The organism is Olivibacter sp. SA151 (assembly GCF_054130995.1).
In genome coordinates, this window is record NZ_CP096391.1 from 4,761,474 (window position 1) to 4,776,872 (window position 15,399).

Sequence of the window (15,399 nt, forward strand, 5' to 3'; positions counted from 1 at the left end):
TGTTATTATTCGTTAAAATCAAAATACAAGGTCAACTCTTTTGCACGTGTAGGATCCTTTTCATAGTCGTAAAATATATTCTTCATACCCATGGGGCCTGTATTTTCCCGCTTTTGGGTTTTCGTCCCAATTCCTGAAATTCCTTGCATAAAGGAGATATCACCCGAAGGGAAGACGAGATCATAATTTTTCCACGGGTCTTCCTTAAACGCAGGTGTGTACAGTCGCAGAAAGATATCTTCATCGGGAGTTATTACTTTAAAGGAATGGTTTTTAGTCTTGATACGCGCCCAGTATAGATTCGCGTGATAACCTTTAAATTCAGGATACAACCACGGTGCCTCGCCCGTTTCACTCGTATTATATGCTTTGTCCCATACGCCCAAACTTTGCCCCTTCATCCTATTTTTCCACACGCGATAGGGTCCTCTACCCATATAAGTAACACGCAACATCTCCTTCTCGGGAAGTGAAAAATTCAGGCCAACATAATCGGTGAAATAATCCCCCGGAAAATAACGTACAAAAAGTTTCACCAATCCAGAAGGGAAGAAAGTCCACTCCAATGTATTGTAATTTGTTTTTTTGTCGAACGTAGAAGCAAAAACGAGTTTGGCTCCGTCCTGATGTAATTGAAAATTGCCAAAGTTATTTATGCCTTGCTGCAGAACGGGACCGTCATGGAAAGGGATCGTTCCTTTTCCATTTGTCACCTGTAACAATTGGCCATTTTGCTTATTCAAGGTCAAGCGCAGCGCTCCTATATGCACGAGAAGTAAGCTATCCCGCTCTTCATGGGTTATTTTATTCGTTCCCTCTTCTTTAATTAATTGGCTGGCCACTTCCTTTGGAATTTGCACGGGAAACGACCAGGTAAACAGTTCTTTTTTATAAGGATCGCGGACTGTAAGATACAAGACCTGATAATTTCGCCAGTTTTGGGGAAGTGTTATATGTAAGGTTCCTTTTTCAAATGGCTTAATATCTGGCGATGTTATAGTCCCACTAACAGAATCAGTGGCTAGGCCATCGCCCGACCAAGTCTTCAACTTCCAGGTAAAGGAACATTGGTTTAGATTGGTAAAGGCATAGCGATTTTCAATGGACAAGACACCATCGAAGGCGGGTGTAATTTCCCTGCGCTCGATAAATACAGGACTCCATATTTCCTTAATGGCATAGAAGCTCCCCTCCTTTTCGCGATAGGGCCCCACGATACCGTCGGCACCACGATTGCCATCGGTATCGATGGAATCCTTTTTATCCTTTCGTACCACGCCTTGATCGGCGAAGTCCCATAAAAACCCTCCTGCTGAAAGCGGTTCTGACCACATATGTTTCCAATAGTCTTCTAATCCGGCACCGTGACCGCCATCGTACATGCCATGGAGAAATTCAGTAGGCATCACAATATCCTTCCCATGATCGTAATTCCCAATGCCATAATTATATTCTCGGTAGTGTTGCGTCTCGATCCCGCCGAATAATTGCCAAGGGTGTACAACAGGGCGTTGCTGCCTGTCCTCTTGTAGAAAAATGCTATCTAAATCAAAGTTATGGCCGCCCTCGTTTCCATTGGCCCATAGCACGATGGATGGATGATTTTCATCATGAACCATCATCTCCTTTAGCAACTTGGTACCTGTTGAGGTGTCATAATGCCCGTGCCATCCCGCCAATTCATCCATTACATAAAGTCCGAGCGAATCACAGACTTCCAGGAAATGATCGTCGGGTGGGTAATGTGACATCCTGACCGCATTCATATTCATGGCTTTCATCAGCTCAACGTCTTCGATACTTAAGGCTTTACTGGTTGTCCTTCCTGAGCCAGGCCAAAAGGAGTGTCTGTTAACTCCTTTAAATTTCATCTTTACCCCGTTGACGTAGATACCATCCCGCTGCTTCACTTCCACCGTTCTAAAGCCAAATCGCTGCTTAACCCGATGGATCAATTTGTTTTTATCATATAGGTCAAATACGACTTCATAACGATGAGGGAATTCGGCCGACCATAACAAAGGCTTTTCTATATGGCCTTTAAGACTGATCTGCGCTTGACCACCAGCCAGTGATTGCTGCATGACATTGCCAACGGCCTTACCTTCCAGTGTATAAATTTGTGCTTGTATCCGGTCAGCTTGTCCATTAACTTTTACAAAGGATTCGAAGGCACCATTTGCTAAGGCATTGATCGAAACGCGCGCGATATGCCGTTGGGGCAGTACTTCTAGCCATACGGGACGGAAGATACCACCAAAAATCCAGAAGTCGCCTTTCCGCTCTGCTGCGTTTACCGATTCGTTGGCGGAGTGTTTAGATACCTTCACTTCGAGCACATTCTCTTTTCCGTAATGCAAAAGTTTCGAAATATCGTACTTAAAAGCGTAGTAAGCGCCTTGGTGAACGGGACCAGCCAACTGACCATTAACCTTCACTTCGGCGTCCGTCATCACGCCTTCAAACACAATGTTAATATGTTGCGTCTTCCATTTTTTAGGAACCGGAAAGCGATATTTATATAAACCTTCTTCTTTCCCAACCTGCTCGGTTTTATCAAAGCCATAATTATAGTTCCCAAAACCTTCCAACTCCCAATTGGATGGAACGGGAATAGAAGTCCATTTTCCTGCATGAGCTCCGCCTGTGCAATAGAATTCCCAATTTACTCGATTGTCTTTCCCTGTGCCCGATAGGTAAAGGCGTTTTGCTTCTTGGGCAAAAGAAAAGTTAACAAAAAACAAGGTAGCTAAAAAAATTGAACCTTTTTTGCGTATCATTAAGCTTATAACTTCTATTTAATATCTCTTAATTCGTGTTACTTTTTTTCATCATTTGTCAGTTTTTAAGGCCTTCAAACTTCTCGCCTACAGGCTCGAGGTTTCCGCAAAAAGTAACCAAAAACTCCTGGCTGAAAAGCTTCTTTCAAAGAATGTTCGACTACTTAGCCTCTGCCGGCCATTCCGATTTTATCGGAATAGTTTTATCTCCTTTGAAAACAAACCCAACGATAAAAACCTTTTGAGGCCAGATCTTCTGTATTGAACAGTTATAGGCACGAACTTTTACATGCATTTCCATTACCTACGTTCAGCACTGAAGTCTTGAATATAATAAACCGCCTCTTTCACCGGATCTCCCGGATTTTTAAGGTCAAAGTCTTGGTCTGTTGGTGTATCCGCATCGGGGAAGCGCCTCACTTCACCCGTTCGAAAGGCCACACGACTAATACTAGCTACCGGCGCGAAAAATATTTTTGTTCCTTTCTGCTCACCATTGACAGCAACTGTATACGAGCGACTGCTTACATCCAGATTTAACTCAATTTGTAAAGCTTTCCCGTTTTCATACGTACTGAGCTTTGAATCCCGATAACCTGCTTTGATTTTTAAGAGGCTATCCTTGTCCAATATCAAACGTACAGCGGCTTGCCCTTTTGCATCCATGCATTCTATATGGAGGAGTCCGTGATCAACCTGCTGTGGGACCAAGGTAAACTTTACCGATAACTTTTTGCTTTCAGGTACTACGCGTTCTGCCTTTGCATAATCATAAGGGTCTTTATCCCTTAAAGCCAAAACCTTGTTTCCATTAGTAGTCTTCTCGATCTGAACAGATGCCCAAAGTGGACTGTAAAGGTTCCAATCGTTTAATTCTTTACCATCCGTCATCCGGCTAAAGACTTCTTTGATCGGTTGCGTGACTTCGGAAGTAATCGGAACAGGGACACGGGCTACCCACATATCTTCCTTATTCATACTGTAAGACACCCACATGGCCTGCCCCGGGGGATTACCATTACCTTCCACAATTCCACGCACATACTGCGGACCATAAGATTTATAGTTTCCACCATAGCGCATGGGCGATATTTCGCCATTTACTAGCAATAAATCTTTATAATGAATGCCATCATCACTGGTGGAAACCGCGAGTGGCCACCTAAATTCAGAAGGATTATACACCGTAGCATAGCGCCCATCTTCTGTGCGCTGTCCCCATATTTTGGCATTACTATTCACAAATCCCGGTGCGCGCAGCGGATCATATGCCCAGGTTTTACCTCCATCGGTGCTAATCGAAGTCAGTGCATGCTTCCATAAGCCCACCACCTGCCCATTTGGAAGATGGTAGTAATTGAACGCCTTAATAGCGCGTTTCAATGGAATCAAGGGGTCGTCCCGATCTGCTTCCTCTACCCACTGCTGCATCATCAGGGGCTGTGCCAACAGCTCTTCACAGGCTTTCACAAATCCTTTGTCCTTACTTTCGGTATAAAACGGAAAGGCTGATAACTTTTTATCCCAGGAAGCATTATTACGGATAAAATGAATTGGACCGAAACGACCGTCTCGGTATATCTCACGAATCACCCGCCCGATGCCATTTCCGTCATTCGGATCATCCTTTGCATCCATGGCCACGCCGTAATAGCCTAACACGAATAAGCGATCGCTCGTTGACACATAAAAACCCATGCGCTGATGCATGATGGCGTAGAGATCTTTGGCAACCTTATCATTTCCTTTCTTCTTCCACCCATCGGGTATTTTATAAGGTGGGAAGACCACCACGGGATCTGACCATTGATAACCATCTTTCGATGTCTGTAATAAACTTTCACTTGGTGGAATATGCTCACCAATGGGATCGCTCAAAAACTCCAAAAAGAATTGATTGTTCCAATAGGCAAGCATGGGTTGATGATTGTAGGTCCAGTTATGTCCTCCTGCCAATTCAGGATGCTCTCTATTGGCTCTAAATACCTGAATATTGTGTACACCAACGGCCGGACTTAACTGACCGTGATGGTAATCAACATTGGATAAGGTAGTGCCGATGTATTTTACTGTGTCCTGAGCGGCTGCCTTTCCTACTTGAAGTAGATAGGAGAGGCTAAATACTAATATTGTTGTTTTTAGTTTGAATATCATTTTATAGATTCTTTTAATGACTATCGGGTATCATACCCAAAGCCCTTATTTTTAAATTCGTGTTACTTTTTTCCGCAAAAAGTAACCAAAAACTCCCGGCTTGAAATCTCCTATGAAAACTTCTGCCATTCCTTAGCCTCTTCTATCCGGATATTTCTAGGCCGGATTTATCGCTAACGACCAGTGACTGCCTAGCAAAACCTTCTTAGGTAAACTTTCCGATAGTAATTTTCTTTTATGGCAATCGTTACACCTGAAAACGATATAGTTAAGATTGCTTCACTCCTGTCATAACCAGTCGCTTCGGTTCGCAATGAAGTACATTGTATCATCACTGCGAGAAGGTACAACGAAGCAGTTTATATTATTTCTTCTTATTCCACTTCCTTTTTTAAACCCTTCAAAACGCCTTTACTTGCTTTGAAAATGGTACCATGTTTATGCCCTTCCGGAATACTGACCTCGTCGTCGATCGCTTTAAATTGCTTAAAATCCTTTGTACTTACGGCTTTATATTTTTTATCACCATATGAATCGAAATAAATCAGATAATCTTCTCCTGCTTTAACCACACTCGGTCCTTCTGTTTTTTCACCTGAAAAGGTTTGGGAAACATCGTGATAAGGTCCCAAAGCTTTTTCAGCGAAAGCTACCTTTAAATTACGATTCGGCCTTGTATTATCTTTAAGCACCAGCACATAATCTTTCGGTTTTCTTTTGACAATCACAGCATCAATGACGCTAAATCCGGGATCGAGGAAGAGCTGCGCCTTCGTAAAGCTTTTAAAATCCTTTGTAGTGGTATAGTACATTCGGTGATTGTTCTTCTCTTCTTCCACGCCCTTCTCGAAACGATAAGGAATGGTGGAAGCCCATATAATGATGTACTGCTTTTCCTCATCATCATAAAACAATTCAGGAGCCCATACGTTTACCGTTTCCGACTCATGTTCCATAACCGGTATAAAGCGTTGTTCCGACCAATGGATCAAATCTTTCGACGCTGCATAACCGAAACCTTTGTCGCCTTTCCAGCTACAGGTCCAGACCAAATGAAACAGGCCATCCGGGCCTCGAACTATGGAGGGATCACGCATTACCTTTTGGGTACCCACCGTAGGTTTAATAAATACATGGTTCAAATCTTTCCAGTGGTAAGCATCTTCACTATACAACAACCGTAATCCCGCATCCGCCGGCTCATGAAAAGAACTAAACATATATATATCTTTGGAGCAAGAGGCTAAAAAACCTGCCACTGTCACCAACAGCACGATTTTAAATGATGAACGTATATTAACGATGAATGATGAATGATGAGTGATGAGTGATGTATTCATAATTTTCAAGGTTTAAACGCTATCCTTTACTCCCCTCCATAATACCAATAACCAACACGAATAACCAATAACGAACAACTAATAACCAACAATTAAATCGCCTCTAAAACCAATACCCAATCATTCCCCTCCTTCTTTCCGCCTGGTGCTTCAAAGCTTTGCCCATCTGTATTTTGTACCGCGCCAATTGCGGTATAGACACCTGTACGCGGATCGAACCACGAGGCTTTCAGTTTGTCGCTTGATAAGCTTGTCGGATTAACTTTAACAGTTCCTCCATTATAAGTATAGATCAACGCATAATCTTTACCTCGGGTTGCGACTTTGTAATCATAGCGTTCTCCGTTTTCTGCCAATAATGACTGGTCGGGCACGCGATCTAAAAAGGATTTTGATAACATCAGTTCCTTTAAATAACGCATTTGTCCGGCTCCCGGATCTTGTAAAGCGTCTTGCCATAACACCGTTGCACCATAGGCTGCGGATGTATCGGCTTTGCTTAGGAATTGCATGATGGAATTATTACCGTAAGTAAAGCCGAAAGCACCGGAGAATACCGACCAGTAAGCATAACGACGTATATCTTTATCTGTCCATCTCGGTTCTTTCGGATCGTGCAGACCCTGCGGAATCCCCTCATAAGATGGTTCGCCATCTATTGTTGGTTTTGTAGGTGTTAGTTGATAATCGCCTTTTACGAAACGCCAGTTATCCTCACCATAATGATTGGTTTCATTTGCAGAGGTGTCTTGGTCGTAGCGCCGATGGCCCGACTGGAACATATTGAAGTCAAGCCATGATTCTTGATGAAACCATTCAGATGAAGTAGTGCGCCCTCGAGGATGAAAGGTAATAAGGTGATTAGAATCGAGTTGATTTAAGGTATTTCCAATCGTTTTCCAAACTTCAATTGAATCACTTCCTTTCAAATCGCCTCCGTTTAACCAAATGATATTAGGTGCCGATGCATAGCGCTCGGCCAAGAAAGTAGCATAGGTTTTAGCCTGCTCGCTACTTACGCCGCCCTCTTTTACATTGGTGCCCCAAACCGGCACTAAAGCCAGGTATATGCTTTTTTCGGCCGCTTTTTTAACCGTGTAATCCACTAATTGCCAATAGGCTAGCTGGGTGCTATCTTGCCCGGTTGTATCTCCAATCGCTGGATTTGCTACATTTCCCATTATGAGTGCGGAATCGCCATACGTATTTTTAGCTTTCAACGTATGCAATAGCATCACTTGAATCACATTAAAGCCCTTCTCTTGCCGATCTTCTAAGTATCGGTCGATTTCCTCTTTGGTAAGCTTACTAAATAATAACCAGCCGGTATCTCCTAGCCAAAAGAAGGGCTTACCATCCTCCGTCACAATGTAACGCCCATTTTCAGACACTTTCAAACGTGGAAGAGAATCTTCTTTCTTCTGTTTGTTAGTGCAACTCATAAAGCAGAAAAAGGCCAATATGAAAGCATAGTTGCTAAATTTCATCATAATATGTCGGTTGTTAAGCACGGTGTATCCACACAATGCTTTGGTTAGTATTTCTTAGTTGAATTCGTTGTTTTTTACCACTTTGTAAGTGTTGTTTTCCCTTAACCTTTCCAGTTGCCGGATCAAGGTAAAGCACGATGTATCGCCCCTTACCGTTGGGCAGATCGACTTCCAGTTCGTTTAAGCCGTCAGCGTAAATAATTCGCTCTCCAAATTCTCCTTGCAGCATATACATCCCCGCCTTTCCGCTTGCTTGTGGCTTCATCTGTGAAGCGGCGGATAAAAAGCCGCTGGGTAGTGAGTTTGGAATGCTTGCCAACGAACCTCCTCCCATGAATACCGCCCAGCCATTACTTTCTGCGCCGTTTGCCGAATAGATCACCGCCTTATCAGGGTACTGTTCCCGATAAGTGGATACAGCCTGATAAACTTGCTCGAAGGATGTTTTCTTCGGTTTGAACAACCTGGCCTGCTGTCGTGGTGCCAAATGCTGCCCCCCTTTGGGCTCATAAGTGCTACCATCGGCCTGTTTGTACCAATATCGGATGTCAATCACCTTGACGATTTTATTACGCTTTGCATCGGCCAATATCGCATCCTGTACATCTTTCGTAGTGCTCAGCCCGATTAGCGCCTGCTGCTTGTTTTCTATTTCCCACTCCTCAATGACATCCAGCCAAAATTGAACGAAATGCAACGGTCCGGTATACTCTGCGCCCGTTAACTGCAGTACGCCTTTATTTTCCTTGAAATTATTTAGACACTGCCTGATATAGGCACGGTGGATAGCCGCCCGATGTTGATTACTAACATCATAAAATAGGGCATCCATAAAAATCCGCTTGTCGCCGGCATAGGGTGGAGGTTCAGGAAAACCTGTTTGGTTAATATTATTTGCTGTACGCCATGGAAAATCAGCATAATGGGCGCCCGCTTCGATAATATTATGCTGGAAATAGTTTTGATGAACGAGCAAGATGTCCTGTGCTTCTGCGAGGTTGGCGAAAGTTTTTAATCTCGACCAGTACCACTTATTATATTTAGTTAAATCATACTTACTTAAACCATCCCAAGCGAGTCCTTCACCGCTTCTGGCAAAGGGTAATTCGTAAAACGGAGGCCATACATCGCCGTCCATACGACGTATACGTTCATGATCGTCTCTTCTCCGATCGTACCAAAGCCCATAATTATGTTCAAACGCAACAACCTGCTGATTCTTCAAGGTGTCGACAACGTCCTTTAAATTATCCGTCAGGCCATTTCCTACCTGTCCGGGAACAAAACGGGTGATATGTGGGCGGGCTTTTTCCAGCGCGTAGCGCCGTGCACTGCCGTTCCACCATTGCACATCCTGCCGCTTTCCGGTTAGTACACCTTTTTTACCTACAAGCCAACCATTTTCTATATGTATAGTCGACGGCGATGAAGTAATTGAATTTTCGGCTTTCGGTGAAACCGCAATAATCAGCTTGGCTTCTTTGGACTTTAAAGATATAGAGGTGCGTTCACTAGCTTGATCAATAAATTGACTCAATGTCAGTTTGGGCTTGCCAGCTAATTGGGTTAACTCCTCGGCAACTTCTACCGAGGGGCTGCTGGATGCCTCCGTTTCTTCGGGCATTAAAATTGCTCGTCCGACAGCACGATCATCCAACCGTTGACTTAACTGCGCATAATACAAACTGTAGGGTTTAATATGCTCATTAGATTGTTCCCAATAAGCATTCCCCACAAATTGTGCCCAAGTTCCAAAAGCCCAATTTTGGGCCGTTGGAGGTTGATAACATTCTACGCGAGCAGCCGAACATTGCCAAAACACGCTATTCGCGGCCGCCCAGCCGGCTCCATTCCCGTCCTGTTCCAAATTGGAAAAACGCAGCGCTTGGCCATCAATATTTATACAATCGAACAAGTTCCCAGATGACCAACTATCAACCGCTCCGCTAAAACTGAAAGGTTGTACTGCTTGGCATTGCACAAAGGCATTAGGCCCTGCCGCCATGAAGCCTACTGCATAATCGTGATAACCATATTCTGCATAGAGGCGTTGAAATAGGGTTTGTTGCCCATTGGTAAAAAAAGTATTTCTACGCTGCCCGCCGATCTCTGATATAGGGTCTGTCGATTTACAATCCTCTACGGTTATCCGTTTACCTGTTTCTGCTACATAAACTGCTGAGCCTGCAAAATGTTTAAAATTGACTTGCCGAACCCAAGCATCCTCTACGTTTTCCATTGTTATGGCCGTCCATCGGTGATCTTCATCTTTAGGATTGGAAGCTTCAAAGCTCGACTCCAAACTTATATTTTCAATACCGATTTGCCCAATTCGTCCCTTCCATTGATAGACACTAACTGCTGCTGTATCATAGCGATGATCCAGCGCCGTCGTAATAGGCGCATCAATATAAACTTTGTTTCCTTCAATTTTTGTAATCTTCCGGTCCCAATAGATATCCCGCTGCCCAGGTTTCCATCCCAAGGATGTAATACCACCTCCAAAATGATCGGTCCCTAGGGTTTTAATCCAAGCCGCTGACGAGCGCCTATGAATGGTGATTCCATCGCCCGGTTTAAGAGATTTACTATTTGTCACCTCGAATGCCATGGCATTCACGGGTACATATTTCGTTTTAATTTTCTGTGTATGGCTTTGCGTACTATCCATTACTCCGACAATTCGGATCAAGGTTTCCCGACTTGTACCGGTGCCGATCAATGCGGTTCCATTCTTCATTGCGCCACTGCCACGTAAGACGATGCCCGAAGCGGGAATCACCAAACTGCCATCAATTTGATAAGTACCTTTTTCAAGCAATATAGCACCTCGAAATCCATTTTGATCAAGCGGCAATTGAGCAACGTAGTTTATGGCCGACTGGATAGTAGCCGTTGCATCGGACGTTTGATGTTTAACCAAGGCCTTTGCTTCTACCAAAGGGATCGCTTCCTCTCCTCCTTTATAACCACTGTAGGAAAAATCAGGAATACGATTGCCCAGACTATCTGGCATATATACCAATTGATTGCTTTCCCATTTCAACGGCGAATCGAGTGCGTCTTGGGCATAAAGCGTGTTACCCTTACCTAAGCAGAGCGCAAAGGTAAGGGACCACACTAACCAACTACTAAAACCACAATAAACCATATTAAACCAATCGCAACCAGCGATAATCTTAATTCTTTGCTAAAACCGGCTTCACCGTCTTTACATCCACCAGGCTATTCAAATAATTCTCAATATTCGTATAGCCATTGTCCGCATATTTCGATGCGTCACTTGGATCATTGGGATTTAAACCATTCTTTTTTTCCCACTCATCCGGCATCCCATCCTTATCACTATCCTTATAAGGTGTACCTTTGTACTCAGGATAGCCGCCTACCTGACTAATATCGGTAATAATACCTTGTTTATAGGAGTCAATTGGCAATCGACGATGTTCAAATTGCGTTTCAGGCAATTTTACATCTTTTATATAGTTTATCTTTCCTGTTCTTACCTGTTCAATAACGCGTGTATCAACCGGATCTCTTTTTGGAAGTGTTGCGCCGACATTGTCAAGCACATAATTATAAGCTTCTTTAGTAGGCAGAATGCTGATTTTAGCCATCGGAAGGGGTTTATCATATTTCATTTTGGCAAAATAAGTCTTGGCAGTTTCCAAGCTCATTTCATTTCCATCTTTCCCCTCGATTTGTACGCCACCATCCCAATTATCTTTGGTAACCCGTTCATTCCCTTCAACAATATTTCCGGCGACATGCAATCTACCGAATACCACGTAAGGCAATTTGCTTCTACCCGATTCCGGTTTAATGATGCGATAGCCCACCGGTGAGTCCTTCGGTGTGAGTGGACCGGGCTTGTAATAATTATTGATAATATTATACATGGCTTTATAATCACCTCCGTCCGTCGAACGATGCACCCAGTTGAATACTACATTATTAGCAAAATTAAAAACACCGTTCCAACCGATAGAAGGGTTCCGACCTGCATTATCTGCCCATAAATTCCGCATAAACGTACAATTTTCGCCACCTAGGGTACTACCAAAAGCATGGTTCCAGGTGTCTAAAGCTTCTGAGAAAATTGAGTTTTGAATGGTAATATTTACGGTTCCAAGCTTTTCCTCCATCGCTTTCCCGGTACTATCATTATACATGTGGCGATACATTGACATGTTTTCATCCAATCCCCAACTTGCTGAAACATGGTCAACCATAATATTGCCAATCGGATTGCCGCCAATGGCATCGTCTCTTCGTCCAACCCATGTTTCGCCTCTGCGGAAACGCATAAAACGGATAATTACATCATGCGTATTAATCCAAACAGACTCCCCGGCGACACAAACCCCGTCTCCTGGCGCAGATTGACCTGCGATGGTGATATACGGAGCGCGAATAATCAAAGGTGTTTTTAAACGAATAATTCCTGCAACATTAAATACGACGATACGCGCCCCACCTTGTTCGCAAGCCTCCCGCAATGTACCGGGGCCACTGTCTGCTAAGCTCGTAACTACAATTACTTTTCCACCGCGACCACCAAAAGAATAGGCTCCGCCCCCCTCAGCACCGGGAAATGCCGGAATATCGGCCTGTGGCAAATCAATGGCCTTCGATGCCCAAGGCACATAGGGTTTCCCGTTTTTTGCTTCTTCTTCAATAATAGGCAGGGCTTTTTGCCAAGCAATTTCAGACTGCCATGCTGCGGCCTTCATCATCGAGTCACTCTTCCGCTTGACATCTTGTGGTATTTTTGGATATTGGGCATATGTTGTTGCAACGATCCCAATAAAAAAGGGTAGCACTAAAAAAAACTTCTTCATTAGTTTATAGCATTTACTTAAAGGTTAGCTTTTGTTTACCCTACCCGAAAGTAAGGAACCTTGGTTAAATATATAGTATCAAATATCGTCAAGATGACACGAAATATTCTATAGTATATTGACGCGATATTATACAATATTATCTTTCACGAATTTATTACATAGAGAAGGACATTTTTCAATTATTTAGTTGTTATTGCAATCAAGGCTTTAAAAATCGGCAGATAACGCTACTATTCTGCTAATAGATCTAGTCAATATCCTATGCTCATTTCGCCGTCTATCATCTAAAAACAAAAAAGCGACACAATCATTAAGATTGTGCCGCGTATCACCAAAAATTAAACTAATGTATTACAAAAAAGAAGAAACTTATTATCAGTCGTTTTGATGCATTTTAATAACCGGCATCTATTTGAATAAGCGGTTCATCACCAATAACAACATTGTATAAGGTTAGATCTGTAAACGAGGTTATACCATGTCCGGTGAGATCTGATCCATCGTAAACCAAAATATCAAAGTTCTCAGAACTAAAGTAGGGACTGTTAAAATTAATCGTATAAGTACCCTTAGGTAGGGTACCTAAAATACCCGAATCAAAGGTGTCATCATTTGTTTCGAAAGTATAAGTGTCACTGCCACTTGTAAATGTAATAATCCAATTGTTGAAATTACCTGTGTAGGGCAAAATAATAGGAATCTCTACATTCTGCGCATAACTACTCTTAAAACTAGCGAGTAAAATAAAGCTAAATATTACCAACCCTCTCACCATTTGTTGCTTTTTCATATTTATTTAATAAAAGGTTAAACATAACATTCAATTACAGCTTATTGCTGATAGTCATAAGTACCACTAGCCCCGGAATAATCCAACCAGCCTTTTGTCTGCGCCAGCCAGGAGTTGTTACTCAACACCGTTGCCGAAAGCCCGGATAGGTAATAGTTGGGACGGAATAGGATGGTAACCGGTACATTGTTTACGCGATCCCATTCTTGGTCTAATGGTGTCATCACAAAGTAGTTTTGATAAATTGCCTTTAGCTTGGCGATTTCTTCATTAAAGTTCGCAGCATCAGGATCAATCAGGATGTTTCTATCGGCATTGGTCAGCGGATCCCTACCAAAGGTTTTTGATTGCCAGTAATAGCCTGTACGTTTCGTACCATTTATCGGGCTCAAGCCTAGCTTCTGTACCGAATTGCCACTTTCCTGGATATTATCATAAAGCATCCAACGTTGTATATCCCAAAAGCGCTTTCCTTCATAAGCCAGTTCTACCCTTCGTTCGTATAAACATGCCTCCAAAGCAGCGTATTTAGAGGTCGGCATGCCTATTCCGTAATTATTCGCCGAGGGAATACCAACCCGTTGACGAATTTTGGTCAGGTAGTTCACCGCGTTTCCAATCTCTCCTCGAGCAGCATAACATTCTGCTATATTAAGCAACAGCTCCGCATAACGATACTCAAAGATATCCGTACCGGAAAAAGCAAAGCCGGTGCTATCTGCCGCAGGATCGGACATTTTGCGAACTAGTGCAGGGCTATTGGTTTGGTCATTCGCATAATAGGTCACCTTGGTAGATGTTTCATTGTCTTTCCATCTATAGAACCAGGTCGATTTATTTTCGTTACCCTTAATTCCCCATTTTGATCCGGAGAAAGCGAATGTTCGATAAAACCGAGGATCTCTATTGACAAAGAAGAAGGTGTCTACATAATTGTCGGCATTAGGGCGCGAACCATCGGCCATTGGAAAAAGATCGAGCATCTCTTTTGGCGCAGCCAGACCTCCACCTCCCCGATAAGAAGCTGGACGAACCTGATTTTCCCATCCGTTATTATAGCCCGCGGAACCGGTGGAAGTATTTGATAGTAAAAAAACCATCAATGCCTCCGGATTAAACGAATTGTCATTTCTAAAGGTCATTTCCGCCCAATCCTTTGCATTTGAACCAAATAATCCATAGCCTGCGCCGGTCAATTTTGTTTCTGCATCCAGGCTGGCTTCCAAGGCCTTTTGCCAACGTTCATTAGCCGGGTTATCCCAATCTTTATTAAACAATGGGCTGGCAGCCGTCAATAGAACACGACTTTTCATAGCCAGTGCACCTGCTGCGGTAAGTCGCCCATAGTTGTTTGCTTCGCCGTCCCATCGCATCGGCAACAGTGCGGCCGCCGAATCCAAGTCCTTCACGATTTGCTCAAAACATGCCGACGAGGTAGCTCTTGGCTCTCGAATGGTTTCATCAGTAGCACTATTTTCTTGGACAGTAGTTACCAAAGGTACACCTCCATAAACCCTAACAAGATCGAAGTACTGTAGGGCCCTTAAGAAATACATCTGTCCTTTGGCGGATCTTTTAAAGGAGTCTGACAGTCCTTGCCCCGACTGGTCGATTCTGCCGATCAGGAAGTTTGCAAATCGTATGCGAGTGTAGGGATTATTCTGTACACTGGCCGTTACCGAGTTACCATAATAGCCGTCGGCTTGTGAGGCTAATTGTAAAGTCTTAGTCGGATTGATATAGTCGCCCACCGTGCCTCCTATTTCTTCTGTCATTCTTGACCGATCGTCTTTATACAATCCAACTACCTGCTGTAGCGGGTTTCGGTAACTCACAAAATAATAGTTATACATCCGGTCGATATACCAACCTGTTTGGAGTTCGTTCTCAAAAATACTGTCGTCGTATTTATCGTAACTTTTCATTTCCTCCAAAAAATCTTTCTTGCATCCGACTATTGTAAGTACGGTCATTGCAAAAATCAATATCTTCTTGTTCATG

Annotated in this window: 8 protein-coding genes; all 8 read right to left on the reverse strand. The window is 43.2% G+C overall.

Translation table 11 applies throughout. From position 1 onward, the window contains the following. Nucleotides 1-5 precede the first annotated feature (5 nt). Nucleotides 6-2,780 carry a glycoside hydrolase family 2 TIM barrel-domain containing protein gene (locus M1D52_RS19530; RefSeq protein WP_437393218.1) on the reverse strand — a complete coding sequence of 925 codons (2,775 nt, stop codon included), beginning with the start codon at nt 2,778-2,780 and terminating at the stop codon, nt 6-8. Nucleotides 2,781-3,080: 300 nt separating this feature from the next. Continuing rightward, nucleotides 3,081-4,934, reverse strand: coding sequence for an exo-alpha-sialidase (locus M1D52_RS19535; RefSeq protein WP_437393217.1), 1,854 nt, complete (start codon nt 4,932-4,934; stop codon nt 3,081-3,083). A gap of 374 nt (nt 4,935-5,308) precedes the next feature. Further along, entirely contained in the window at nt 5,309-6,274 is a 966-nt protein-coding gene (locus tag M1D52_RS19540; protein WP_437393216.1) for a glycoside hydrolase family 43 protein, read from the reverse strand. 92 nt (nt 6,275-6,366) lie between these two features. Beyond that, a complete protein-coding gene (locus tag M1D52_RS19545) occupies nt 6,367-7,764 on the reverse strand; it encodes a glycoside hydrolase family 140 protein (RefSeq protein WP_437393215.1) in 1,398 nt (465 codons plus the stop codon). 13 nt (nt 7,765-7,777) lie between these two features. Beyond that, nucleotides 7,778-10,885: a DUF6298 domain-containing protein gene (locus M1D52_RS19550; protein ID WP_437393214.1), complete on the reverse strand. Its 3,108-nt coding sequence runs from the start codon at nt 10,883-10,885 to the stop codon at nt 7,778-7,780. A 58-nt stretch (nt 10,886-10,943) separates the two neighbouring features. Further along, nucleotides 10,944-12,605, reverse strand: a complete 1,662-nt coding sequence (locus tag M1D52_RS19555) for a polysaccharide lyase (protein ID WP_437393213.1) — start codon at nt 12,603-12,605, stop codon at nt 10,944-10,946. A 397-nt stretch (nt 12,606-13,002) separates the two neighbouring features. Then, complete coding sequence (locus M1D52_RS19560; protein ID WP_289553572.1) at nt 13,003-13,398, reverse strand: hypothetical protein; 396 nt, start codon at nt 13,396-13,398, stop codon at nt 13,003-13,005. Between the two features lie 41 nt (nt 13,399-13,439). Next, a complete protein-coding gene (locus M1D52_RS19565) occupies nt 13,440-15,398 on the reverse strand; it encodes a RagB/SusD family nutrient uptake outer membrane protein (protein ID WP_437393212.1) in 1,959 nt (652 codons plus the stop codon). Nucleotide 15,399 lies beyond the last annotated feature (1 nt).